Source organism: Pseudidiomarina sp. (assembly GCF_048268165.1).
In the GTDB taxonomy this organism is placed as follows: Bacteria; Pseudomonadota; Gammaproteobacteria; order Enterobacterales; family Alteromonadaceae; genus Pseudidiomarina.
In genome coordinates this window covers 202,936-226,879 of record NZ_JBLWWA010000001.1, presented here as the reverse complement: position 1 = coordinate 226,879, position 23,944 = coordinate 202,936, and the positions used below count along the sequence as shown (strand labels likewise).

General features: G+C 44.5%; 23 protein-coding genes. 7 read left to right on the top strand and 16 right to left on the bottom strand.

The window, feature by feature from the left end; genetic code table 11:
* Positions 1-56 precede the first annotated feature (56 nt).
* From ACN0UY_RS01045 to ACN0UY_RS01030, 4 genes are read right to left on the bottom strand one after another with little or no spacing between them, the layout of a single operon-like run.
* Positions 57-512: a SixA phosphatase family protein gene (locus tag ACN0UY_RS01045; protein ID WP_417664971.1), complete on the bottom strand. Its 456-nt coding sequence runs from the start codon at positions 510-512 to the stop codon at positions 57-59.
* Between the two features lie 53 nt (positions 513-565).
* The gene (locus tag ACN0UY_RS01040; protein WP_417664970.1) at positions 566-1,054 is read right to left on the bottom strand and encodes an LURP-one-related/scramblase family protein; all 489 of its coding nucleotides are present in this window, start codon (positions 1,052-1,054) and stop codon (positions 566-568) included.
* Between the two features lie 53 nt (positions 1,055-1,107).
* A complete protein-coding gene (locus tag ACN0UY_RS01035; protein WP_417664969.1) occupies positions 1,108-1,629 on the bottom strand; it encodes a GNAT family N-acetyltransferase in 522 nt (173 codons plus the stop codon).
* Positions 1,605-1,964 (bottom strand): diacylglycerol kinase, encoded by a 360-nt coding sequence (locus ACN0UY_RS01030; protein ID WP_417664968.1) that lies wholly within the window; start codon positions 1,962-1,964, stop codon positions 1,605-1,607. The genes ACN0UY_RS01035 and ACN0UY_RS01030 overlap by 25 nt, the downstream gene beginning before the upstream one ends.
* A gap of 179 nt (positions 1,965-2,143) precedes the next feature.
* On the opposite strand from ACN0UY_RS01030, the gene ACN0UY_RS01025 reads away from it, so the two are divergent.
* Both ACN0UY_RS01025 and ACN0UY_RS01020 read left to right on the top strand, forming a co-directional pair.
* Positions 2,144-4,036, top strand: coding sequence for an LTA synthase family protein (locus tag ACN0UY_RS01025; RefSeq protein WP_417664967.1), 1,893 nt, complete (start codon positions 2,144-2,146; stop codon positions 4,034-4,036).
* Between the two features lie 59 nt (positions 4,037-4,095).
* Entirely contained in the window at positions 4,096-6,291 is a 2,196-nt protein-coding gene (locus tag ACN0UY_RS01020; RefSeq protein ID WP_417664966.1) for an EAL domain-containing protein, read from the top strand.
* 13 nt (positions 6,292-6,304) lie between these two features.
* Here ACN0UY_RS01020 and murI read toward each other — a convergent pair whose 3' ends face one another.
* The 11 genes from murI to ACN0UY_RS00965 all read right to left on the bottom strand — a co-directional run bounded on the left by murI (position 6,305) and on the right by ACN0UY_RS00965 (position 16,559).
* On the bottom strand, positions 6,305-7,054 hold the full coding sequence (murI, locus tag ACN0UY_RS01015; protein WP_417664965.1) for a glutamate racemase: 750 nt from the start codon (positions 7,052-7,054) through the stop codon (positions 6,305-6,307).
* Positions 7,051-8,400, bottom strand: coding sequence for a histidine kinase dimerization/phospho-acceptor domain-containing protein (locus ACN0UY_RS01010; protein WP_417664964.1), 1,350 nt, complete (start codon positions 8,398-8,400; stop codon positions 7,051-7,053). Before ACN0UY_RS01010 ends, murI begins: the two co-directional genes overlap by 4 nt.
* Positions 8,391-9,053 carry a winged helix-turn-helix domain-containing protein gene (locus tag ACN0UY_RS01005; RefSeq protein WP_417664963.1) on the bottom strand — a complete coding sequence of 221 codons (663 nt, stop codon included), beginning with the start codon at positions 9,051-9,053 and terminating at the stop codon, positions 8,391-8,393. The genes ACN0UY_RS01010 and ACN0UY_RS01005 overlap by 10 nt, the downstream gene beginning before the upstream one ends.
* Positions 9,054-9,704, bottom strand: a complete 651-nt coding sequence (locus ACN0UY_RS01000; RefSeq protein WP_417664962.1) for a tetratricopeptide repeat protein — start codon at positions 9,702-9,704, stop codon at positions 9,054-9,056.
* The gene (locus tag ACN0UY_RS00995; protein ID WP_417664961.1) at positions 9,701-10,501 is read right to left on the bottom strand and encodes an SDR family oxidoreductase; all 801 of its coding nucleotides are present in this window, start codon (positions 10,499-10,501) and stop codon (positions 9,701-9,703) included. The genes ACN0UY_RS01000 and ACN0UY_RS00995 overlap by 4 nt, the downstream gene beginning before the upstream one ends.
* Entirely contained in the window at positions 10,498-11,154 is a 657-nt protein-coding gene (locus ACN0UY_RS00990) for a TenA family transcriptional regulator (RefSeq protein WP_417664960.1), read from the bottom strand. The genes ACN0UY_RS00995 and ACN0UY_RS00990 overlap by 4 nt, the downstream gene beginning before the upstream one ends.
* Positions 11,155-11,164: 10 nt before the next feature.
* Positions 11,165-12,586 carry an AMP-binding protein gene (locus tag ACN0UY_RS00985; protein WP_417664959.1) on the bottom strand — a complete coding sequence of 474 codons (1,422 nt, stop codon included), beginning with the start codon at positions 12,584-12,586 and terminating at the stop codon, positions 11,165-11,167.
* Positions 12,580-13,140 carry a thermostable hemolysin gene (locus tag ACN0UY_RS00980; RefSeq protein ID WP_417664958.1) on the bottom strand — a complete coding sequence of 187 codons (561 nt, stop codon included), beginning with the start codon at positions 13,138-13,140 and terminating at the stop codon, positions 12,580-12,582. The genes ACN0UY_RS00985 and ACN0UY_RS00980 overlap by 7 nt, the downstream gene beginning before the upstream one ends.
* 154 nt (positions 13,141-13,294) lie before the next feature.
* Complete coding sequence (locus ACN0UY_RS00975; protein WP_417664957.1) at positions 13,295-14,683, bottom strand: serine hydrolase domain-containing protein; 1,389 nt, start codon at positions 14,681-14,683, stop codon at positions 13,295-13,297.
* Positions 14,684-14,703: 20 nt separating this feature from the next.
* A complete protein-coding gene (locus tag ACN0UY_RS00970; protein WP_417664956.1) occupies positions 14,704-15,597 on the bottom strand; it encodes an aspartyl protease family protein in 894 nt (297 codons plus the stop codon).
* A 50-nt stretch (positions 15,598-15,647) separates the two neighbouring features.
* Complete coding sequence (locus ACN0UY_RS00965) at positions 15,648-16,559, bottom strand: glycosyltransferase (protein WP_417664955.1); 912 nt, start codon at positions 16,557-16,559, stop codon at positions 15,648-15,650.
* 138 nt (positions 16,560-16,697) lie between these two features.
* Between ACN0UY_RS00965 and ACN0UY_RS00960 the strand changes: the two genes are divergently transcribed.
* A complete protein-coding gene (locus ACN0UY_RS00960) occupies positions 16,698-17,579 on the top strand; it encodes a hypothetical protein (RefSeq protein ID WP_417664954.1) in 882 nt (293 codons plus the stop codon).
* A gap of 105 nt (positions 17,580-17,684) precedes the next feature.
* On the top strand, positions 17,685-18,620 hold the full coding sequence (locus ACN0UY_RS00955; protein WP_417664953.1) for an ATP-grasp domain-containing protein: 936 nt from the start codon (positions 17,685-17,687) through the stop codon (positions 18,618-18,620).
* A 53-nt stretch (positions 18,621-18,673) separates the two neighbouring features.
* Here ACN0UY_RS00955 and ACN0UY_RS00950 read toward each other — a convergent pair whose 3' ends face one another.
* A complete protein-coding gene (locus ACN0UY_RS00950; protein WP_417664952.1) occupies positions 18,674-19,021 on the bottom strand; it encodes a zinc ribbon domain-containing protein YjdM in 348 nt (115 codons plus the stop codon).
* Positions 19,022-19,206: 185 nt separating this feature from the next.
* Between ACN0UY_RS00950 and ACN0UY_RS00945 the strand changes: the two genes are divergently transcribed.
* The 3 genes from ACN0UY_RS00945 to ACN0UY_RS00935 all read left to right on the top strand — a co-directional run bounded on the left by ACN0UY_RS00945 (position 19,207) and on the right by ACN0UY_RS00935 (position 23,831).
* Positions 19,207-19,443, top strand: coding sequence for a hypothetical protein (locus ACN0UY_RS00945; RefSeq protein ID WP_417664951.1), 237 nt, complete (start codon positions 19,207-19,209; stop codon positions 19,441-19,443).
* 240 nt (positions 19,444-19,683) lie between these two features.
* Entirely contained in the window at positions 19,684-21,480 is a 1,797-nt protein-coding gene (locus ACN0UY_RS00940) for a GmrSD restriction endonuclease domain-containing protein (RefSeq protein WP_417664950.1), read from the top strand.
* An 863-nt stretch (positions 21,481-22,343) separates the two neighbouring features.
* On the top strand, positions 22,344-23,831 hold the full coding sequence (locus ACN0UY_RS00935; protein ID WP_417664949.1) for a hypothetical protein: 1,488 nt from the start codon (positions 22,344-22,346) through the stop codon (positions 23,829-23,831).
* The last annotated feature ends 113 nt before the right edge of the window (positions 23,832-23,944 follow it).

Here is a 23,944-nt window from a genome sequence, read left to right as displayed (position 1 = left end):
GTATATGGTTTATGGGAGTATGTTAGTAAATCTGTAGCTTTGAATATTGATTTAAATCAATATTTAGCTTTCTGCGAGGGGGCTAAATATAAACGGGTTGTCGTTATGTAGCCATTTATGAATTGCAGCATAAAAACATCACCATAGTCCTGTTCGCTAAGCTCGACGTGGTTGCCGCCAGCTAATCTTACAAGTTCCGGCACGGTATTACTATGCCCAACAATCAACGCATTTTGCTGCTGTTCAAGTACACTCTTTATTAGGGCTTCACTATCGCCAGCAGCATAAGTTGTGATAGCAACATCTAACATCTCGGCCGTGGGTTTTGCAGTTTGTTGCGCACGCTGATATTTGGTGGCATAGACATGTTCCAAATCAACATGCTTTAGTAAATGGGCTAAATGAATCGCGCGCTGTTGCCCCTGCACAGACAATTCTGGGTCAGGCTTATCAGGCACTTTTTCCGCGTGCCGAACAATGAATAAGGTCATAACTTTGGTGGGCTCCGCCATAACTGGGCCTCCAAGACAAAACAATAAAACGGCGAGACAGACATTCTTCATATTTAATCTGACGCTTTCTTTTCAAGTTGCATGGCGACAATTGCTACTACGGTAAATAATTCATCATTTAAGTCTTCCGTTTGCATCTCTACCTGGTGTTTGTCGCGAATGGAAATCAACTTTTCCGAAGCTTTCGCAAGCAACTTGTCATTGTGATGAATCGTAAACGCTAAATCGAGTAAATTGCCTTTAAACTCAGCGCCATCATAAGGCCCGCCGATTACCCAGTATTCGCGCTTAAGCGAGAAGAACTTGCGCTGCAAAACCATATCTCCAAGTTGCCCACTCACCAAAAATGTAGGGCGAATGGCTAATCGTTTATGGCGTATTTGCATGAGCTCCTGATCAGCATTGTTGTAAATTCGCCAGCGGCGCCGTAGCAATGCAAACTCACCTTTTGCGTAGTAACACAGAGCACCGTTCGTGTCCGTAATATCAATACGGCCGAAGAGCGAAACAATTCGTGTGGAAACAATCAAACCCCGAACCATGGTTGCCTCTTTCTTATTGTTTTTGTAATTATTTGACAAAGAGTGCCATATATTTAGTTATTTAGGTAGCGGTACAGCTTTAACCGCTCATGTTCCGGTGTACTTATGTCACCAATTTTCGTGAAGTTTAGCTTTGATAACAAGTTGATGGATGCTTGGTTGTTCGGATTGACAATTGCATCGACAATTCTCACCCCTTTTTGTCCGGTTAAATAACTAAGCATCAGGAATGCCGCCTGCCTAGCTATCCCCCTTCCCCTAGCACTTTTTAATAAGGCATAACCCAAATCAATGTTTTCCAGAAATTCGCGTTTTAAAACACTAATAACACCCATCGAGCGACCGTCATCCAAAGCACGAATCACCCAAAGCCCCAAATAATCAGGCTGCTTGAGCACCCCATTCTCAAGATAGGCTTGTGTTTGCGCTTCAGTACGAACGCCACGATCGCCAATGTTGGTAATAAAATCTGGATCATTGAGCAGCTCTAATAGAAAGCCAACATCGTTCAAAGATACTTTTTGCAAAATGATTTTATCGCTTTTTAGCGTCAATAAATCAGAATTAAGCCCCATACCACTCCCATTAATACCAATGCAAAAAACACGGCCGCCGAAGCAATGTCTTTGGCGCGCCCACTTAGCTCATGAAGCTCAGGCCCAACACGATCAACAACAGCCTCGATTGCTGAGTTTAACAGCTCCGTAATCACCAAAATAAACAAGGTTAGTATCAGTACAAGACGTTCAATCAACGTTGCATCAATGACCAGCGCAATTGGCACCAATATTAAGCACAACAGCGCCTCTTGCCTAAAAGCAGCTTCGTATGTCCATGCCAACCTTATTCCACGCATTGAATTAAATGTGGCATGAATTATTCGGTCAATTCCTGTTTTATTCGCTTTCATATAAACCCTCTGTGCACAATAAAACTTTAATTTATCAGCTCTTTCTTAAGCCTTCCTTAAGGTTTCACTGATAGCTTGTACCGAGTAGAGCTTTGAGGTTTAAGTTAATGGTACGAGCAATAAAACAAGGTACAACAAATTTTATCCCCGTGGCGCTGTTTGTTGTGAGCAGCTTGCTTATGCTAAGTCTATTTCGCTTCGGTTATTTTATTTTATACACCGAACGCGTTCTTGAAGCGATGAATCCACTTGAATTTTTCTTGTTGGGAATACGTGCCGACTTTATTCAAATTGGCTACTACACGCTTATTCCATTGTTACTCTTCCCGTTCTGTAATTTCCCTAAAATACATCAAATTTGGCTCAAGTTTTCAGTGGTGTGGTTTAGTGTCTGCTTTGTTTTGCTATTTTTTATGGAAATTTCTACGCCCGCGTTTTTGGCACAATACGATACGCGCCCGAACCGCCTGTATTTTGAATACCTGCTGTATCCTAAAGAAGTATTTTCCACGCTTTGGAATGGTTTTCGTGGTTGGCTAATTCTAGGCGTTATCGCCAGTGGCTTGGTCATCTATACCGTTTATAAGTTATCAAAAACGATGCATAAACGGTTAGCTCAACAAACCACCCACCACGGTATGGCCTGGTTAATCCTGCCTGTTCTTCTGGTTTTTACCGTTATGGGAATACGTTCAACATTAGCGCACCGGCCTGCCAACCCTGCATTCTTTGCGGTTTCGAGTGACGCTATGGTGAACGCGTTAATATTAAACTCGAGCTATACACTGGCTTATGCAGTGTATAACTTAAAACATGAAGACAAGGCCAACCGAGTATATGGGCAGTTAAGCGATGCTGAAGTGATAGCAACAATTACTGCAGAAGAGTACCTAAAATCAACCAATTTCCCGTTCGAAAAATATCCAACGGTGCACTTCCAAACAGCCTCGAACAAACACGAAAAACCACTCAATATCGTCATTATTTTAGAAGAAAGTTTAGGTGCAACCTTCGTGGAGTCGCTTGGCGGATTGCCAGTTACACCAAATATCGAACGGTTAAAAACCCAAGGCTGGTGGTTTGAAAACCTCTACGCTACAGGTACCCGATCGGTTCGTGGCATCGAAGCCGTCGTGTCTGGTTTTTTACCATCGCGCGCACGCAGCACGGTTAAACTGTCGGATTCACAGCGTTATTTCTTTACGATCGCAGATGCTCTGAAGCGCCAAGGCTACACCACCGAATTTATTTACGGCGGTGAATCGCATTTCGACAACATGGCTGCGTTTTTCACCGGCAATGGGTTTTCTAACATTATTGATCAAGATGAATTCAGCAATCCTGTATTTGAGGGCAGTTGGGGCGTTAGCGATCAAGACTTACTTACCATGCTGCATGAGCGACTCATTGTGCAACAGAATTCATCGCAACCTTCTTTCACCTTGGCGTTCACCTCGTCCAATCATGAACCCTTTGAGTTCCCTGATAACCAAATAGCCCTGACTGAACAACCCAAACAAACCGTCAATAATGCGGTTAAATATGCTGATTATGCATTGGGCCAGTTCTTCGATACCGCCATGCGCAGCGACTATTGGAAAAATACGTTATTTTTGGTGGTTGCTGACCATGACACGCGTGTTTATGGGAATGATTTAGTTCCCATTCAGAAATTTCATATTCCTGGCCTCATCCTTGGTGGTGACATAAACCCACGGGTTATCGATACCGTAACCAGCCAAATCGATTTAACGCCAACACTGCTCTCATTAGCTGGTGTAAGTGCTTATGTGCCAACTCTGGGTCAGGACTTGAGCAACCCTGAAATTCCTCCAGCGAATCGTGCCATGATGCAATTTGGCGACAGTTATGGCTGGCTGCAGGGTGATCAGCTAACCGTTCTAACAACCAACGGCGAGCGGCATCAATATAAGTATCAAAGAGACAGCAAAGAGTTACTGCCCTCGCATCAACCTCTTGCCGATAAGCAGATTAGACGTATTCAAGCATTTGCTATGGCGCCTTCGGTGCTCTATCAAAGTCACGCTTACTATGTTCCTACTACCGATTAATTTCATTAGAAAATTGCTTTTACAGAAGGTTATGCCATTCTAAACCAATGACTTAACTAATGAGTGGCAGCGGAATGGCAACGTGCTGGCAGCGTTTAATCGTCAGTTTTCTTGTGTGCTGTGGGGGATTACCCCTCGCACCCTTTGCTGCACCGGCAGAATTAACTTTTGTTGGGTCGAAATTTTATCCGCCGCTGCAATGGCTTGATGAAAACAATCAGCCGCAAGGTTTTATTGTTGAACTCGAGCAGTCACTTGCCAAAGAGGGTGGTTTTTTACTTACGCAAACCCTATTACCTTGGAACGAAGCGCTGCAGGCAGTGCGAACGGGACGAGCCCATGCAGTTGCTCTGATTCCCTCCGAACCCCGCAGTGAATATTTCGATTTTTCTGAACCCTTTTATTACGTTGCCCACGGCATTTTCTCGCGAGTAGGTGATATTCAATATGGTAACTACATGCAGCTTGAAGGTAAAAAGGTTGCCGTAGCGGCCGGTGCTTTTGCCGAACAGCAACTCCGCGACAGTGGGTATCACTTTGAACTGATAAGCGCTGATGATGAGTTGCATTGTTTACAATTGGTCGACAACCAAACCGCAGACGCTTGTATTGAGGTGACCACAACATCGCGCCATTTAATTACCAATAACGATTTAAACGTTGCACTTTCAAGCCCACCTTTTTGGCCGCAGTCTTACGCATTCGGTGTGCGTAAGGGAGACAAAGAACTATTAGCGCTTATCAACAAGCAGCTTGCAATGATTCAAGTCAACGGCACTTATCAGAACGTTTATCAAAGGTGGGTTGCTCAACTTGAATGGCAAGAACGCACCTTTGCAAGTAACCTCAAAGCACTCGGCTGGCTGCTGTTTGGGGTTGTTAGCATTGCTGCGGTGGGCTTTGGTTGGAGTTATGCTTTAAAAAAGCAAGTTGCGCTGAAAACCTTCCGCATTCATCAAGAGCTTAGAGCGCGCAAGGTATTGCAAAAACGTCTTCACTTCTTGGCCAAACATGAAGTAATCACAGGACTATATAATCGACCTGCTTTCACCGAGTTGTTAGATAAACAAATTAAAACACACCCCGAAGACCATCCTACGGTGGTGGTTATACGCATCGTAAATATAGACTCTATTACGTCGGTATTTGGTTATGACATTACCACCGACTTACTGATTGAATTCTCGGAACGACTCAATAAACAAGGGTTCAAATATGCAGCCCATTTCGGCGTTGGCTTATTCGCTGCTGTCGCGAACGCTGAATTAAGCACCGAGGCAATCATTGATCTCGCTTCGCAACCACTTGAATTCAAGTCTATTGATTTCGAGCCATTGCTCGCTTTTGGACTTATCCGAAACTCACATGTTGATACAATACAATCAAGAGATGCACAAGAGCTATTGCGTCAGGCTTTAACTGCCGTTTCAGTGTCACAAAAAGAACATAAGCTCTGGGTTGAGTACTCACCCGGTTTAGAGCCTAACGCTGATGATTTGCGGTTGTTAAAAGACTTTCACCAGTATGGTACCCGGGATTTTTTCCTACATTATCAACCTAAGCTAACGCTCAAAACAAACACCGTTCTCGGTGCAGAAGCCCTGGTACGTTGGCAACACCCGACTCTAGGGGTTGTTTCGCCAAGTAAATTTATTCCATTAATGGAAGAATCGGGTCTTGTTACACAAGTTACCCGTTGGGTTATTACCGAAACGATTGCCATGATGAAACGCCATCAGTTATGTCAAAAAGGTATAGTTATCAGTGTTAATGTATCAACACGTGACTTAACCGAACTTGGTTTTGTGCGGTTTGTACAAGATATCGTGACCGATATTGATCCGAAATGCCTGCAATTTGAAATCACAGAAACAGGCTTAATTGATGATTCAGAGCGCGCATTGTACGTACTGAGTAAAATGAACGAGCTTGGAATTAGCTGTTCAGTCGATGACTTCGGCACGGGTAACTCCTCGCTTTCTTATTTGAGCAAATTCCCGGTTGCCGAAATAAAACTCGACCGAAGCTATGTATTTGATATCGCAGAAAACGACCGTAACTATCAGATAGTGCGTTCATCGATAGAACTGGCACACATGTTGGGAATATCGGTCACTGCGGAAGGGGTTGAGGACATTGCCACCATTGATGTGCTGCGCGAATTAAATTGTGAAACCATTCAAGGTTTTGTTATTTCGCGTCCAATATCCGAAGATGAAATTGTCGAAATGTTTTTAAGAGAAATTAAGATTTAATTACGTACGAAGACTAACTGCCAACCAAGCCCCAGTGTTTTGCAGTACGCTTCAAAGCTTCCACATTTTCTGAAGCTAACAGCTGAATCGGCGTTTGAGAAAAATGATTGGTTAGCCCAAGTTCCTGCTTAAGCCACGCAACCATCGCTTCGCCTGAATGTATCGTTTTAGCCCCATCGAAATAATCTGAAATCTGCTGGGCAATCAACGGAAAATGCGTGCAACCCAGCAGCACAACATCTGGTTTTTCTAATGCTGAAAAATAATGATGCATTGTTTCCCGCAATATTGGGCCATCAAATAAAGCTTCTTCAACAATGGGTACAAACAATGGCGTGGCAATTGCGTCAACACAGTTAAACCCCAACGCGTGAATTCGTTGCTGGTAAGCGTCCGAGTTAATCGTTGAACGTGTCGCGATAATTAATATACGTGCATCTTTATCAATGCCTTCAAGCTGTTGCAAGGCCAGCACGCCGGGTTCGAGTACCCCGTAAACGGGCTTGTTCGACTGTTGCTGCATTGCCGCCAGTGCAGTCACACTCACGGTGTTACAGGCCACGACTAAACAATCAACATCGGTACCATTAAAGAACTCAACCGCTTCAAGCGCATAGCGTGTGACAGTATTCTTATCTTTGTTGCCATAGGGCACACGCGCAGTATCGCCATAATAGAGCAGCTCACTAAAACAGCCACTTTGCTGTAACGAACGCGCTACGGTTAAACCGCCAACTCCACTATCAAACACCCCTACTTTCACGCATTTACTCCCCATTTTATGCGGCAGATAAAATACGTGTCTTCGCGCGCAAACTCAACCTCTATAGCGAGTTGTTGGGCAAGATTTTGCACAATACTTAAACCAAGGCCTGAACCGTCAATGTCCAGTTGTTTACCACGGTAAAAACGCTCAGTGAGGCGCTCCAATTCTAATGGATGATCAGTAGGCAGTTTATTTTTTACCTCAAGTATCTGAGCAGAATATGAGATTGAAATGGTTGTATTCGGTGGCGAATACTTAACGGCATTGTCGATTATGTTAGCAAGTAAGACGCGCCAGTAACTTGGGTGACTTTCATGCATGATCCGATCAGGCAGGTTAACGCCAAAGGTGATTCCCTTTTGTTCAGCAAGTTGATAACTGTCGGCGATAATTTGCCGCACTTCACGGGCAATGTTGACGGGTTCAGAACCAACTTGGGTTAATTCAGCTTTTGAGAGCATCAATAAACTCTCAACTAATTTCACCAACCGCTCAGTACTTATTAGTAAGCGCTCTATTTGCTGTTTTTCTATTGCGTCCTTACTGACCAATAGATTCTGCAAACTTGCTTTCAAAGCGGCTAACGGCGTGCGCAATTCGTGGGCGGCGTCAGCGGAAAAACGCTTCTCACGAACAAAGGTTTGCTCTATCCGCGCTAAATAATGATTCAGTGCCTGTTTAACCAGCACCACTTCTTCATCTTCGTTGCTTTGTTCAAATGGGCTATAGTCATCGGTACGACGGTGACGAAGCGCGGCAGCTAAACGCCTAAAGCTAGCGAAACTCTGATTAATCGTCCACCAGCCTAACCACAACATCAACGGCAACAGCAACAGCACCGGAACCAATGTATCCACCGCCAAATCGGTTCTCAATTCAGACCGAAAACTATCCTCTTGCAGCAGCAATATCTGATAGTTGCCGTCTGGCGTTTGCATCCCGAAGCTGTGCCAAAGCGTTGCAGCTATTACGAATTCATTAAAGCCGGACTGATACGGTAATGCCCTGTGGTCTGGCGCGCCTTGCGTGCGCATGCTCCAGTCTTGGTTGATGCGTTCAATTCGATACGCAAGTTTTTCTTCGTATTCATGTTCGCTAACCGACTGCAAAACTTGATGCGCCGGCTGGGTAAGCTCAGTGCGATTCACTGGCAATAATGCCGCAAGTGTTTTTGCTTGCTGGACCATTTCAGCATCAAACAACTCATCAACTTCATGACTTACTTCATAATAAATCCACGTGGCTGAGAGGCCTGAACTGACTAAGTAAACAACGGAAACGGTAATCAATATTCGTCGTCGTATCGATTTGAATTTTGCACCAAACGCCTTAATTATTTGCATGTTAAGCGGTATCCAACGCCACGAATGGTTTCAATCCATTCTTTATGGCCCAGCTTTTTACGTAGGTTTGATACATGCACTTCCAACGCATTGCTTTCAACTTCAGTCTCAGCTTGAAACACCGCAGATTCTAGGCGATCACGGCTATGCACGCGCTCAGGTGCTGACATCAATGCTTTTAAAAGCTCAAACTCACGACGCGATAAATTGATTGTCTGGCCTTCAGCTTCAACCTCACGCGTATTGATATTGAGCTTTAATGCGCCCACCACCAAATCTGACGACACATAACCACGCTGACGCCTCACCAAAGCGCGTAGTCGTGCGGCTAGTTCGTTCATATCAAACGGCTTGGTCATGTAGTCATCGGCACCCAAATCTAAATGAGTGACTTTGTCATGGGCCTGATCACGCGCAGTTAAAATCAGAATAGGCAGCACTACTCCCCGCTTTCGGCTCCCCGCTAATATCCGTGAGCCTTCTAAATCCGGCAGCCCGAGATCAAGTACCATGGCATCATATTGATGATGATTCAGCTCGCTGATTGCCGCGGCACCAGTGCGCACCCAATGCACACTGAACTCGCGGTCTGCTAAGCCAAGCTGTACCGCTTGCCCAAGCAATGAATCATCTTCAACCAATAACACCTGCATCTAGTTCACCTTAGTGGCAATTTTTTCCATTAAAGCCTGAATTTCTTGCCGACGCTTTTCATCAGCCAGCGGACGTTCAGGGCGCGGCGGCGCTTGCAATGCATGCTCTGCCGCAATTTTAGCGCCTTGATAATCGCCCTGCTCATATAGATAGTCGGCGTAAAAGTAGTTCGGGTCAATACCATCCGGATTGATTGCTAAAGCTTTCATCAGCAACTCCCCTGCTTTCTTATCATCGCCAAATCCTAACGGCCAACCTGGCACTTTGTAGTACAGTGTTCCTAAGCTACCGTACGCCGAACCATCCAAGGCTTCAGGGTTAAGTTTTAGAGCATGCTCCAGTGACTTACGAGCTTTTTTTGCCAGCCCAAGCGCACCTAAGCCGCCTTTGGCGCCAGCATAAGTACTTTGAATGATTCCGCGCCAAACATAAGCTTCTGCATTATCGGGCTCTTTTTCTATCCAGGCATTGGCTTCAGCCAGAAGCGCGTCAAAAGCTTTCTCTTGCTCATCATCTTGCAAGGTATAATTTACCTCAGCCCAGCGTTTTTGAATGTGCAAAAGCTGCTCAGAGTCAGTTGCCAAGGCCTGGGCGCTGCCCAGAGCAGAAAACGATAATGCGATAGATAAAATTAAAGTGTGTGCTTTCATTGCGGATACTCCTGAGATAGTTTCTTCAATATTGCGCGAGGCTTCTTCATACTGCTGTCGACCATGCTCGGCAATAATCCATTCATTCGTGCGAACAGCTTTTCCGGCCAGCCCAAGGTTTGATTGCGGCGACCCGTTGCAATTTGGTTGATAATTTGGCGCGCGACCCACGCCGGTGAATCTTCTTTGGTTTTCAATAGTTTGTTCATCGCACTCATCAAACCTTGATTCATGGATGTACGTATTGCGCGCGGCGCACAGTAAAACACCTTAATTCCGTGTTCGCCAAGTTCACGCTGCAACGCTTGGGTAAAGCCGCGCAGACCAAATTTGGATGCGCTGTACAGAGCTTGGCCTGGGTAACCAATAGCGCCAAACACAGAACCAATATTCATAATCCAGCCGTCAACATCAGGCAGTAACGGCATAATTGTCCGGCAACTCAGCATAGGAACAATCAAGTTGGTTTGAACCACCCGCTCAATGCTCTCGCTGGTTGTTTGAGAAAACAGTCCAACCTGCGTGATAGCAGCATTATTGATCAGGCCAGTTACAGGATGCTGATGTTGTGCTTGCACATAAGTCGCAAGCTTTTCGGTAAAGTCTGGGGCAAGTAAATCAACAGCCAGAGAGGGCTGCTGCAAGTGTTCTGCAAGTGCACTAAGTGTTTCCTGATTGCGCCCGATCAAGGTAACGCGCGCACCCATAGCGCTGAGTTGACGTGCAAGTTCAGCCCCCAAACCGCCGGTAGCACCGGTCAGTACTACATGTTGTTTGGCCCATGAAAAATGTTTCATGAGGCTAACTCCGGTATCGCACGGAACATATCGCCGTACAGACGGTAAACGTGCCGCGCCGTGCTAATAATTGCCCGCTGTGACGCTTCATCGCTCACCTTGTTCATAAGCAATTCAAAGAACTGCACATGGTCTTGGTCAAGGTCACCATGTGAAAGCAGGTAGCTAAAGGCCGAATCAGGCAGTTTCAACTTGGTTTGAATCTGCCGTGCAGCTTGGGTTGCCAGTTTTACGCTAGTTCCTTCAAGCACGTGCGCCATCCCGAAGAATGCCGTAGCGTGTACATCGTCAATTTGATGATAAACCAACGCGACCATTGCCGCGGTTGTTGTGTGTGGCTCACTTTCTACAATGGCTTGTGGGTCAATTCCGGTGGTCTTTAAGTCATTTAATATCCAACGTTCGTGGCCGTATTCTTCATTAATGTATTCAATTATCGCTTTACGCAGCCATTCCTGATTGCCGGCAATACGACTGCCTGAGCGCATGAGCAACGGCGTTGTGTGCTTCACATGATGATAAGCTTGCGTTAGAAACGCTTGATACTCGGCCAGCGTAATATCACCTGATAGCGCGCGCTGTATGATGGGTGCACCTAATAAGTAGCGCTGCTCGCGTTCAGTTTCACTGCAAAGCTGATCGAAAAAAGTCATAGTTATTACCTCAAACACATGAATTGATAGGGGTTAATAAATGCTGATAGGCTTGCGCGATGGTATTACGGCGCAACCGACCTGTTCCTGTAAGCTGTTCATTATCCAAACTGAATTCATCATAAATTAGATGCCAAGCTTGCAACTGTGCATAATCTGGAAGTTGCTGATTAACAGCAGCAACAACCTCTGCTATACGTTCCGCTGCTGTTGCACTCGGTTTTCGGCTCACGATTAACGCAGTCAACAAGCGCTCCTCACCACCAAACACTGCAGCCTGGAGCACTTCTGGGTGCATCATTAGCAGGCCTTCAAGCCACTCTGGATCAACATTGCGACCAAAACTAGTTACAATAGTATTCTTCTTACGGCCTAAAATTTTTAAGTTGCCCACGGGGTCAATTTCGCCAAAGTCGCCGGTTAATATCTCTTGTGGATACCAAGAACTTGGTTGGTTGAGGTAACCCAGCATGCAGTTACCTTTAACGACAACCTCGCCATTTCGAATTGCAACATCAGCGTGACTAAGAGGCTGCCCTACAGTGCCCATTACTGGAGCTTTTGGTTGGTTAAAGGCCACCACAGAGCCGAATTCAGACAAGCCGTAGCCTTGCACCAACGGCAAATTCAGTAATTGCGCAGCATGCTCAAGTGTGTCTGGCAATCGCGCCCCACCTACTGCCAGCAACTTAAACTGATTGGCTGAAATTGCCCCCATTTGGCTGCCTGCAACAATCGCTGCAGCTAACCCCGGTGTTAAAATTAAACTCTCAGGCTGAAATGTATTTAGCGCTTGAAAGAAAACAGGTAAGTCGAGTGACGATGAGCCACTTAGCCCAAGCACGCGGTTTGCAGCAAGCTGCACTTCATGGCCCAACCAGAGGCTCAAATAAACCCCAGCGACATTCTCGAGTAACACCGCTAATGGCATAATTGTCAGGTGCCTTGTTACCGCAACTTCGCTGAGTCGATCAGCCAGCGCCGTTACCGTATTCAGTAGGTTGTCAGCCGACAAACAAACGCCTTTGGGTGAACCGGTACTGCCCGAGGTGTAAGTGATTTTCACCGTGCCATTCGGTAATTCGGGACTATTATCTGAAGCTAAAATAATACTATCGGTTTCATTGATGAGTACTTGCGCCCCGCTATCTCGCAACAAATCACTGCGCTGCTGCGCCGTGAAGAATGGCGGTACCGGAACCACAACACGCCCCGCAAACAGCAATGCAAGATCATGAACCACCCACCGAATACTATTTGATGCCTCTAAAGCAAAGCGCTGCTCAGGTTGTTGTTTATAGTGCTCAATGAGTTCGTCCAGCACGGCGATAAGTTCGCTGTAACTGAGAGATTGCTCATGCTCGTGCAAAGCTACTTGGTCTGGATTCAGGATGGCATGCTGGTGTAAGCGCTGATAGAAACGTATCAACATGCCATTGCCTTTATGTGTGTTTGCCCCTGATGGGTCCAACCGGCCAATACGCGTGGTTGATGTTGGTTGTAATCGCCCCACAGGTCGTGCAGCTCAATTGGTAACGCAGACTGCGTAGCATCGGCCAAATAGCTCAAGGCTATACCTGAGCGTTCGAGTTTTAGCTGAAGATAACGGGTTGCGGTAAATACCACGGCGCTACGCTGATGCACTTCAAGCGCGTGAACGATTGCGGCAAATAACGTGGGTAAATAAACCGCCGAGATTGCCGCCATAGAGCCAACCTCAGCAATTTCATCCCGCTTTGGCATGGGCAGACCAGCAATATCATGTGAAGTAAGGGGTTTATTTAAATAGCACTCAGAGAATAGCGTGCGTTGCTCAGCAAATTGTAAGCCACATGCAGCAACCAATTGATTGTGGTCGCTAACGGCTATAAGCGTATCGGGCAACTGACTTAGGCATGCTTTGAAGCTCAACCAATAGCGCTCGCAAATAAATTGCTCCACTTGAGCACGCCGCGGATGGCTCTTGGTTATCAATTCATACTGCATGATACGTTCCTTCAGCGGCAGTTACCGCGTTTAGTTTTCATGCAGCTAAGATAGTTTTAATTACTTAAGGAAAGCTTAACGTACTGAGGGAATATCTGTAGTAGCGAGAACTTGAAAAGTTCCCGCTACTATCATTCAGGCGAGTAATAGTGGACTATTTTTCCATTGCCGCGAGAACATCGCGTACAAAATCATGCTCACTAAACCCTTGCTGTCCGGCCATATCATAACCACGACGCACAACAACAAGATTTTTACTCGGGATAATCACGAGGTATTGGCCGCGATTGCCACGCGCGGCAATGGTGTCATTCGGGAGTTCAGGAAAGCGTTCATTGTACAGCCACCACTGCGCACCATAACCGGGCGCACCTTCATTCGGTTGTGCCGGCGCAGGTGTACTAATATAGGCTAACCAGTTTTCCGGTAATAAGCGCTCACCTTGCCAGATACCGTTTTGTAGATGGAGCACCCCCAGTCGCGCTAGATCACGCGCGGTTGTCCATACCTGTGATGACATAATAAAATCATCATTCCAATCGGTCTCAAGAAATGTATGTTGCATACCAATCTTGTTAAGCAACGCTTCATAGGGGAATTTTAGAAAGTCTTCGCTATTGCCAAAACTCTCTCGCACCGCCCGCATCGCTAACATCGTATCGTTATTCGCATACTTCCAACGCGAACCTGGTTGCACTTCAAGTGCCGTCGTTACAGCCGTATCGACGACACGTCCACCACCCATATATACACGATCGGTACGATTGCCGGCAGCGTTACTATCTAAGCCTGAAGCCATGTGCAGCAAATGTTCAAGCGTAATATGGCGGCGCGGATCAAGTGTTGATTGCCAATTTGCGATGGTTGCCGGTGCGTTGACCTTCACATCACGATGCAATACTGCTGCACCAACAACGCTTGCCGCTATACTCTTGGCAACCGACCAAGTTCTCTGCGAAGTTTCTGGCGAAAAGCCGTCAAGGTAATGCTCAGCTATGATTTTATCGGAGGTTGCAATCAATATGGCTGTGGTACGCGCGCCGGAACCATAATGCTTTGAAAATCCTTTTATTATCACGTCATCAAGATCTAAATTACCAGTGACCTCATTGACCGGTTGGCGAGTCTGCCACGGTTCGCCATTGTCTTTCTCCAGCGCGGTTTCTGCGAACGGACGCGATACCTTATTGGCATCCGCTAACGTTGCTCCGACCGGAAGATCGACACAGCCTAAACGTGCTCGCCATACTGAAATTCGCTCACGCTGACCATCATCGTACGCCACACGCACCAGTTTGTTTTCACGATCAATATCTGCCTTCATTGCCGCAACTTTACCGGCCACCAATGGATAAATACCAGAGAGCTCGTGCTCGCGTATCGCGTCCTCAGACTTGTTGGCATTAAATATGGCACTGCAGGTGTATCCTGCAACATAACCTGCCGCATAACTATTGATAGTTGTTTCATCTTCTTGCCCTTGCGCTGCCCCAACGACCAACGTTAAGGGAAGAACAAACGAAGATAGGATGCGCTTGCGCATAAGCATTCCTCTTTATCTATTTACTCTGCGTGAATATGTCCGCGACCGAATTTATAGTCAATGGTTAAAATAAAGTGTTGCAGCACATCATAACCAATTAAGCCATCAACACGCACGCTACCAACACGGGTATTTAACTCAGCTTCGGCTTCGCCGAACTTCGCATTAACGCCGGCTTCAGGTACCGTAATACCCACATTCTCGAGTAAAAATGGACCAAAACCTAACGTTGGAATGCGGAAAAACTCGACATTCCCTGTTGTATTCACACCTTGTGAAATACCCTGTGTTAACGGGAACTGTGTTAGCCAACCGTTATTTTCTGCCACTTCACGACTCAAATAAACGCCGCTGGTACTGCCGGTATCGAGAATCAGCCACACCTCAGTGTCGCCGTTTAAATCGACTTTCACAATCGGATCACCAATGCCACGTCGAGGCCGCATGGGTAGATTTTTAACCTTGTCCATACCAATCGAGTCATGATCAATAAACCGCATACGACTATTTGGGTAATCGAACTGCAACACGAATTGCTCAAGTACAGGCGAACCTAAAATAATCGCCGTATCTTCGCCGCCAAAATTGAGCCCAACATAATCTAATGCCAGGCTTTGACCGAACATATCGGTTTTAACGTCACGGTAAGCAATGCGCTCTTTCGTACCGTGTGCGCCTTGAACTTTAATTTTACCGCGGTGCTTCTTTGGATTAAGCCCATGCTTTTCTATAAACGCCTGATTAATCCCATTAATATTGGCACCTGAATCCATAATGGCCCAGCCTTCAACACCTTCAACTTGAACTTTGACACGAATATGGCCGCTGTCATGTTCGAAAGGTATCCATGCTGAAACACCAGCCATTGCCGACGCTGAAAATATGAAACTGATTATGATTAGTAGCTTACGCACAATACAACTCCTTTTGTTATTTGAATATCTTGGGGCTTGTTAATAAAAAATCAGCGCGAAAATAGTTTGTCTTTTAAGCGACGGTTTGCGGTACGTAAGCGCGCTGACAGAGTATCTTTTTTATAACGCCCTTTTTCTTCGTGCCGAATTATCGAAACCTGTTTTATCGGGCGTGGTGTGCCATGCGTACCCAATATCCAACGGAAAGCTCGGTCTTCATAAGTTTTCACCCAGCGTTCTTGCGGCTGTTGATAGCAATTAATCTGCTCGCAGTAACCATATTTACGGGCGGCATCGCCATGTACAATTTGAACGGCACCGGTGGCTTTTTCGAAGGTGTGGTGCTTAAACTTTTGTGGAACCAGCACCGACAAATCAACCCCAAACTTTTTCACCTTGCTTTTACACGAGTTCAGCAACGCATCGTTTTTACATAGCAATGCCGTGCGCCGGACATGTTCAGGAAACACCAAAATAGAACGTTCTTTTGAAAGTTGTTTCTGCAACGAACTGCAGGTTTCCGGGCCGAAAATAACATCGCAATCCGTAAACCAAATCCAGTCAGCGCGCGTGCTTTTAGCAGCTTGATTGCGTCCAATGGCGCGGCGTAACAAACTTGTTTTGGGTAATGGTTGGAAATTCCAGCGAATATTATTTACGTCAAGCTGCTTATAGTGTGCAATCAGTTCCACCGTTTTAGTGTCTGACTCGTTGTAGAACCCTGTGTAAATTATTTCGAAGTCTTCGGGCGGATAGTCGACCAATGATTGCAATTGAAAGGCCAGTAGATGAGAGTATTGCCAACAGTGGGAAACAACTTCAAAGGTATTTAGCGGCTTCGGGTTATGATTTATGAATGGGTCATTTGGTGTTGGGTAGAACCACCGCGCCGGCACATAGCCGGATGCCGCGAAGCGAAGGAAAAATTCCAAGCTCGAGTTCATCATTGTTGGTAAGCTCATAACGTCAGCCCTATTTTAATTATTATTATTGTAATAGTGATAGTTTGCTTAGAAATTTAACCCTAGAGTAACTCGCCGTACCTGAAAAGAAAAAGTTTGTTAAAAATACGAAATTCAACTTAAGGCTCTCTTGCAACCATGTCAATTGTTAAAGTAATTCAGTATCATCTACTTCGTAAATACAAATCACTGGCTGGTATCTACCTCAAACGTAATGCCGACAAATTAATTGCCGCGCGTTGGAAGCAACAGCAGGGACACTTTCAGCGCACTCCGAACGGCATCAATGAAACCTTAATGCTGAATCTAACTTCTTTTCCAGCGCGCTTCGCTACGTTGCATCTAACTTTGAAGTCGCTGCTATTACAGAATACCCAGTTTGACCAACTGAACTTATGGCTCTATCAGGAAGACATCGCTCAGCTACCCAGTTCCGTTACAGAGTTAACCCAACACGGTTTAACCATACTCCCTGTAGCTAAAGACATACGTTCGTATAAAAAGCTTATTCCCGCGTTGCAACAGTTTCCGGATGCATTTCATGTTACCGCCGACGATGACATCTACTACCGCGAAAACTGGCTGCACGAGCTGACGCGTAATTATCACGGCGACAACTCTGAAATTCTCTGCTGGCGTGCGCACCGCATTATGATCGATAAACGCACCAAGCAAGTGCTGCCCTACCGTAAGTGGGAACCTAAAACAGAAGTGCGCGGGCCTGACCCTTTGTTATTTTTCACCAGTGGCGGTGGTGTGTTGTTTCCGCCGGGGTGTCTTGGCGAGCAAGCCATCAATAGTGAACTAGCCCACCAACTCGCGCCCTACGCCGATGACTTGTGGTGGTATTTTATGGCTAGAATTAATGAATGCACTATTCGCCGTGTGGGTGACAACCCCAAGTTAATCACTTGGAAAGGTAGTAAAGGCGAATCATTGTGGACCTTCAATAAGCAAGAAACTGGCGGCAACGACCACCAGTTCGCACAGTTAAATGCATATTTTGGCGTGTTTAAGTAATCGCGCCTTATAGCCGCGCAATCTAGTATATAACGTTTTGAAATTGCTCATTGGGTACCTTCTGCGTTGTAATACGGCCTCACAACGACTCATCGAGAGGTTCATATGCGCGAGATTGTCATTATTCACGAAAACGAAGAATGGTTGGTGCCGTTGCGCGAAGAATTCAAGCAACGCGGCGTTAGCGCAACCGAATGGTTTTTAGATACCGGCGTGGTGCCATTTACTGAGCAACCTCAAGACGCTGTTTACTACAATCGCATGAGTGCCTCATCGCATACCCGTGGACACCGTTTCGCGCCGGAATACACCCGTGCTGTGCTGACTTGGCTGGAAAGCCACAACCGCAAAGTTGTCAACGACACCCGCGCATTAGCACTGGAAGTTTGCAAGCTTTCGCAATACGCAGCCTTGCAACGGGCGGGCCTTCGTGTTCCCCAAACCCACGCAGTCATTGGTCAGCAACATCTTGTCAGCGCCGCCAAAGCATTCAATCAATGGCCATTAATACTTAAACCAAATCGCGGCGGCAAAGGGTTAGGCGTTCAACGCTTTAATTCACTGGACGAACTGGCGCGTTACCTAGATAACAATGCGCTTGAAGCACCACTCGATGGCACTTGGCTGTTACAGGAATACATTCAGCCCAAACAACCATTTATTACGCGCGCTGAATTTGTCGGCCAAAAATTTGTTTATACGGTTCAGGTAAATACCGAAGATGGCTTTGAACTCTGCCCAGCCGACAGCTGCAGCATTGAAGATCAGTTTTGCCCAACCGATCAACAGTCACAGAAGTTTTCGATAACCCAGCGTTTTGAAGACCATGCAATTATTGCACAGCTCGAGCGGTTCTTACGCGACAGCGGTATTGATGTGGCTGGTATCGAGTTTATTGAAAATGATCAGGGTGAGCTTTTCGTTTACGACGTAAATACCAACACCAATTACAACCAAGGGGCCGAACAACGCGCTGAGGTTTCGCACTCCGGTATGGGTGCATTGGCTGAATATCTAATTGGATTGGCACAAACCAGTTAACTCGTGCTCGAAACGATGCCGACTTAGCGAGCGCTAAGTCGGCACACGTGGAATCAGTCGTCTTGACCGCCCTGGCGCTTCACAAACTGTGACTTCAACATCATGTCGCCTGCACCATCGACTTTACAATCGATGTCATGATCACCATCAACAAAGCGCTTAATCACCGCCTTTGTGCCTACTTTCAATACCAATGACGAGCCTTTCACCTTCAGGTCTTTAATCAAGGTTACCTTATCGCCTTCTGCCAACGGCGTGCCATTGGCGTCTTTCACCTGAACAGCATCGTCTTCAACAACTTCATTCGGGTTCCACTCATGGCCGCATTCAGGACAAATCAACAGCGCTTGGTCTTCGTACACATAGCTTGAATCACATTTGGGGCAATTAGGTAGGCTCATGATTTCACTTCTTAATTATAAATAGCGGTTAACAATGGCGTGATCATAGCGTTTTAGCGCAGAAAATAGAATCCTTACGCGGCAGCCAACCTGTTACGCGATGGAAAACTGGCCAATCTGAACTAGACTTAATACTACCTAGGATATGAAATTCAAATGCAACTCAATCGAGTTGAGGAGGCGCTATGAACTTAGACGCTATATTAAGAGATCCATCGGCTGCCTACGAAAAACCTGACGACATTTTGAACGACAGCAATCTGAGCTACGATGAGAAGCTAGAAGTTCTAGAGCAATGGGAATATGACGCACTTGAGCTTCAAGTTGCCACCGATGAAAATATGCCCGGCGCGAAAGAAGTGCCCTTAGATGACATTCTTGCAGCCAAGAAAAAGCTGACAACAAAAAAGCCGCTCAAATGAGCGGCTTTTTATTGGTATTGGTGGAGCTGGCGTTAGCCAATAGAAACATGTAAATATATGTTTTTTTTTATGTTTATATAAACACATTATAAAAAATCCCCCCTTAATACCCCCATGCTTCCCGAACTATCTTTAATGAGTGTTATCCGTTATTCGACCTTATGTATCAGTCAAAACCTATGATAGATTGTTTCATGCTTATTAAATATTTTGAGTTTAAAGTTTAACAGGGAAAATCACATGAGCGATAGTACTCAGGAAACAAGATCAATAAACGACCTTATCAAACTCATTGAAGGCGGTAAGTTAGTTCTACCCGAATTTCAAAGAGATTTTAAGTGGCCGGAAGACAAAACCTGTACTCTTTTCGACTCTATTAATAAGAACCTTTTCATAGGCTCATTAATTCTGTCCAAACCAAAATTCGATTTAGCTTGCAAAGGGTTTGACCTTAGACCACGAGGCTCAAAAAAGCACAAACCAAAACCTGAAGAGTATCAGCAAGGTAGATTTGACAGAGATGATGTCTACACTTTGCTTGATGGGCAACAACGCACCACTTCAATTTACAGAGCGATCAAAGGCATAGATAAAGTCTATTACTGCTTTCAAGACATAGATACTCTGATGTCAGGTGATCTCTATGAAACAGAGCCAAGACTAAAAATAACAGCTGGAATTGAGGAGTACATAGACTTTGTGGATTTGAAAGAGCCGAAGGATGAACGCCTTTCTGTCTGCTTATCAGATCTTTACGAACACGTTGACTCAGCGGAAGAAGACTTCTTAATTGAACTTATCGAACCTCAACTTGAAGCACTTGCTTGGGATAGTGAACAGAAGAAGATAGCAAAGCGGTTTGCGGTAAAACTTTTTAGTGACTTTAAAACTGATATCCTGAAAAAAGAAAAGCTCCTTTCTGTGCAACTACTTGATATGCCTTTAGAAAAGTTCTGCCTTTTCTTCGAGCGAAGTAATTCTCAGGGTATGAACCTGTCGTTTGTTGATATCGTGAATGCTAAAGTATATATCGATTTTAAGCTCTCTGAAGCCATATCTGAAGCACAAGCTAACAATCAATTTTTCCACGAAAAGTTGGTTGATCCGCTCGTTAGATATATAAACTACCTTGCGGTAGGAGAAGTTACAAAGGATTCAATATTAAGGAACATCAAAGGCACTAATTTCAATGACCATTGGAAAACGTGTGTAGACGATATCGAGTATATCCAGAAGTGGCTTAGTGATAATAGATGGGTTTTCAAAGTGAAAACAATGCCTTATGTGACAATGCTTTTACCGTTCTTAAGCTTTTACCAAAATCTACCTAACAAGGAGTTTTCACAAGCGAGTGAAAAACAAATGGAACAGCTCAAATTTTGGTTTTTTGGCTCACTTCTAGATAATCGGTACGCTGGAGGAGGACACGGCTCTACAAACGTAGTGATAAAGAAAGACTGTGACCTCCTCAAAAAACTAGCGCGGGGCGTTGATATAGATAAAGATTATTGGTCTCGTTTCAAAATTGATACTGACTTTGAAACGTACAAAAGAATGGACAATGCGAGAAGCGCGGCATTCACGGGGCTCCTGTTTTATATTTGGCATAAATCTCCGTTTAAAAGTTTAGAGAACAGCACTACTGTTTCGTTAACTAACAAAGTAGATGTCCACCACATATTCCCAATCAAGTATGTTAAAAGTCAATTTGGCCCTAGTAGCGACGAGTTCGATTTTCTAGATTCTGTTCTGAACAAGATTTTAATAAATAAAATTTCTAATATAAAAATCGGTGGTAAATCGCCAAGCGAGTACCTATCAGAGATAAAACAAACGTCAAACGCCAATGTTGAGAAATCACTTGATAGCCACGCGGTACCATTAGGAGCTGAGCTTGTTTCCGGCCAATACGACGGTAAATACCTAGAGTTTTTAGAAGAGCGTTTTTCAGCATTAAGCAAGCACCTGAATGAAATTAAACAAGCCGGAGTAAGATTATCTAAAGGTAAGTATGAAAATGTTTGGCAAAACCAATAAGACTACAATCGGTCCATCCTTTGCCATGTTTCGATAGCTAAGTCGACTTTTTGATACTGGGGGCATTCCATTTTTCTCCAAATAATCAAAGCTAAAAACTCTGAAATAAAAGCAAACTGGGGCATACAACCCTTATGAGTTCAACTCAGCAAAATTTCTATTCATATCTTTTTAAGTACCCAGCGTTACTACCTTAGCGCTATGACGCTACCTAACGATGCCGTTGGTGTTCTTGTAAAGGCGGCAACCTCGAGCCTTTCACAGTGCATTAGTTCCGATCTTAATACCAATGTCCTAACCAATTTTAGTGCCGCCGAAACATACAGGCGGATAAAAGGAGCTTCGCCAAAAATTTCCCCCTTGGTTTCGGTAGAATTGAAACACGTAAATATGACCGGGGTGCAATTCTCTAATACGATTAATAATCAACCTCGCTTTCTTGCTCAATTTAGTGATTTCTCGTTTCTACGTATTCCTTTCAAGTATAGACAGACACGCTTGTTTATGTTTTCAAACCTGATGAAGAGGAAATCTAAGGTCCGCGGTGCCAAGTCCAAGCCTGACCCTTAACGGCGACAATCCGCTCCAAGGTATCAGATATTTGACCGCTAGTGTTTCGGGCCATGATAAAACTCTTTTTTCTTGCAAAACGTGATTTTGAGTAGTTAAGAGGGTATAAAGGGGGAAATTCGCCGTTTTTGTTTGCGGGCTTGCGTGTTTCCATTATTGTATTTTGAGAACGTGTTTACTCTTGTACGGTGCTACTCATGCACAATGACGTAATTGTCAGAATTAAATGAATCTGTATTTGGGTAGCTTTAAGTTACAAAGTTGGCACAATAAAAAATAGGGATGTTTTTATAATGAGTCGTTGGCAAGATAAATTTAATAGTCACCCTTTCCAGACAATCTGGGCGCAAATTTCGGATAAAACCGATAACCTTACAGTGGACGATGATTCTATCGAGTCAAACGTGGAAGAAATAGCTAGACTAAAAAAGGTTGTTTCCTTTATTTCGAGTCTTCTTAACGCAATAGACCCCGACCTTGTCCCACTCAAAACTTGGCAGAATTTTCACGGACAGTGCCAACCTTGTCTTAATGAAATCACGGCTTATGAGTCAAACCGCAACATTCAGCACATCACAAATGCAAATGACAACCATTTAGATAACTTGCTAACATACCTGCGCCCTTATGTCGTAAGTCCTGACAAAGCAACAATAGCCGCAACTAAGGCATTGAAGGATTATTCAAAGACGATTTCTAGCGGCTTGACTGAGTTCAAAAATCATTCACTTCAATATTACAAAGAATTCAAAGCCTATTCCGACGAGCTTAGAGACCTTAAAATCGGATTTATAAAGCAATTTGAAAGTCTAGATGCTACTCATCAAAAAGTTGACTCTCTCAGAGTAAAATATTTCGATGGCACAGAAGAAGAAGAAGCGATCGACTCAAAGGTTAACGAAATGGTCTCAAATTTAGAGGACTATTACACCGAAATTAGTGAGTATTATAAGGAATTACTGGAAAGTGGTAGTGACTCCATTTCAAATAAAATTAAAGTCACTAAAGATATCGCTAGTGAATCTTCAGAAAAAATATCAGAGTTACTATTGCAAACTGAAAAACAACTCAAAGAACTAAAATCATTCTATACTCGCGTTGTTGGTGCTGAGGATGAGGATGGAAATGTATCAGGTGGTCTGCAAGAAGAATTAAACAGTCGTAAAGAAGCCCTCGATAACTTCAAAAAAGAACAAGAAATTAAATATAAGACTCTTAACGAACAAATAGAAAGCTTATTACCTGGAGCAACAAGTGCTGGCTTAGCGACAGCATATAGAGCTATGCGAAAGTCCTTTAGCCAACCAATTAAACAGTACTCAAATCTTTTTTACGTATCTGTTGCGATTCTTACAGTCATCGCTTTTATCTCGACCGTTGATACTTTTTGGACAGATACCGAAATATTTAAATTTGTTGATGTCTCGAATATGAGTAACTTACTTAGTAATTTAACCTACAAGTTACCTATAATTTTACCTGTATTGTGGCTCGCTTTGTTTGCCTCAAGACGCAGGAATGAAGCTCAGCGCTTGCAGCAAGAATATGCTCATAAAGAAGCTCTCGCAAAATCTTATCAAAGTTTTAAAGACCAAATCGATAACCTAAAAGACGGTAAAAAAGAAGAGCTACTTGAACAGCTTTTAGCTGCAGCTATAGGTGCGGTTGCAGCTAATGCTTCTGAATCGTTGGATCGTAAACACAACGAGGAAACACCAATTCATCTGGGCCTCGATACAACTGTTAGCCAGTTAGAAAAGTTAAGAGGAATTTTTAAATGAATTACCTAGTGTTTTGAAAGTTATTTGTAGTTAATTATCAGCGTCTAAAATAGAATTCTTAGTGTAAATTCAGAGTCCATCTTCTTACATGTGGTAAAAAATAATTGCAGGAA

Bases quoted from the DNA above. Each gene is read 5' to 3' on its own strand.
- ACN0UY_RS00950 (WP_417664952.1), bottom strand. From the start codon at position 19,021: ATGAGCCTACCTAATTGCCCCAAATGTGATTCAAGCTATGTGTACGAA.
- ACN0UY_RS01005 (WP_417664963.1), bottom strand. From the start codon at position 9,053: ATGCAGGTGTTATTGGTTGAAGATGATTCATTGCTTGGGCAAGCGGTA.
- ACN0UY_RS01010 (WP_417664964.1), bottom strand. From the start codon at position 8,400: ATGCAAATAATTAAGGCGTTTGGTGCAAAATTCAAATCGATACGACGA.
- ACN0UY_RS01020 (WP_417664966.1), top strand. From the start codon at position 4,096: ATGAGTGGCAGCGGAATGGCAACGTGCTGGCAGCGTTTAATCGTCAGT.
- ACN0UY_RS00965 (WP_417664955.1), bottom strand. From the start codon at position 16,559: ATGAGCTTACCAACAATGATGAACTCGAGCTTGGAATTTTTCCTTCGC.
- ACN0UY_RS01040 (WP_417664970.1), bottom strand. From the start codon at position 1,054: ATGGTTCGGGGTTTGATTGTTTCCACACGAATTGTTTCGCTCTTCGGC.
- ACN0UY_RS00985 (WP_417664959.1), bottom strand. From the start codon at position 12,586: ATGTTGATACGTTTCTATCAGCGCTTACACCAGCATGCCATCCTGAAT.
- ACN0UY_RS01000 (WP_417664962.1), bottom strand. From the start codon at position 9,704: ATGAAAGCACACACTTTAATTTTATCTATCGCATTATCGTTTTCTGCT.
- ACN0UY_RS00995 (WP_417664961.1), bottom strand. From the start codon at position 10,501: ATGAAACATTTTTCATGGGCCAAACAACATGTAGTACTGACCGGTGCT.
- ACN0UY_RS01045 (WP_417664971.1), bottom strand. From the start codon at position 512: ATGGCGGAGCCCACCAAAGTTATGACCTTATTCATTGTTCGGCACGCG.
- ACN0UY_RS01030 (WP_417664968.1), bottom strand. From the start codon at position 1,964: ATGAAAGCGAATAAAACAGGAATTGACCGAATAATTCATGCCACATTT.
- ACN0UY_RS00975 (WP_417664957.1), bottom strand. From the start codon at position 14,683: ATGCGCAAGCGCATCCTATCTTCGTTTGTTCTTCCCTTAACGTTGGTC.
- ACN0UY_RS01035 (WP_417664969.1), bottom strand. From the start codon at position 1,629: ATGGGGCTTAATTCTGATTTATTGACGCTAAAAAGCGATAAAATCATT.
- ACN0UY_RS00935 (WP_417664949.1), top strand. From the start codon at position 22,344: ATGAGTCGTTGGCAAGATAAATTTAATAGTCACCCTTTCCAGACAATC.
- ACN0UY_RS01025 (WP_417664967.1), top strand. From the start codon at position 2,144: ATGCTAAGTCTATTTCGCTTCGGTTATTTTATTTTATACACCGAACGC.
- ACN0UY_RS00960 (WP_417664954.1), top strand. From the start codon at position 16,698: ATGTCAATTGTTAAAGTAATTCAGTATCATCTACTTCGTAAATACAAA.
- ACN0UY_RS00990 (WP_417664960.1), bottom strand. From the start codon at position 11,154: ATGACTTTTTTCGATCAGCTTTGCAGTGAAACTGAACGCGAGCAGCGC.
- ACN0UY_RS00980 (WP_417664958.1), bottom strand. From the start codon at position 13,140: ATGCAGTATGAATTGATAACCAAGAGCCATCCGCGGCGTGCTCAAGTG.
- ACN0UY_RS00945 (WP_417664951.1), top strand. From the start codon at position 19,207: ATGAACTTAGACGCTATATTAAGAGATCCATCGGCTGCCTACGAAAAA.
- ACN0UY_RS00955 (WP_417664953.1), top strand. From the start codon at position 17,685: ATGCGCGAGATTGTCATTATTCACGAAAACGAAGAATGGTTGGTGCCG.
- ACN0UY_RS00940 (WP_417664950.1), top strand. From the start codon at position 19,684: ATGAGCGATAGTACTCAGGAAACAAGATCAATAAACGACCTTATCAAA.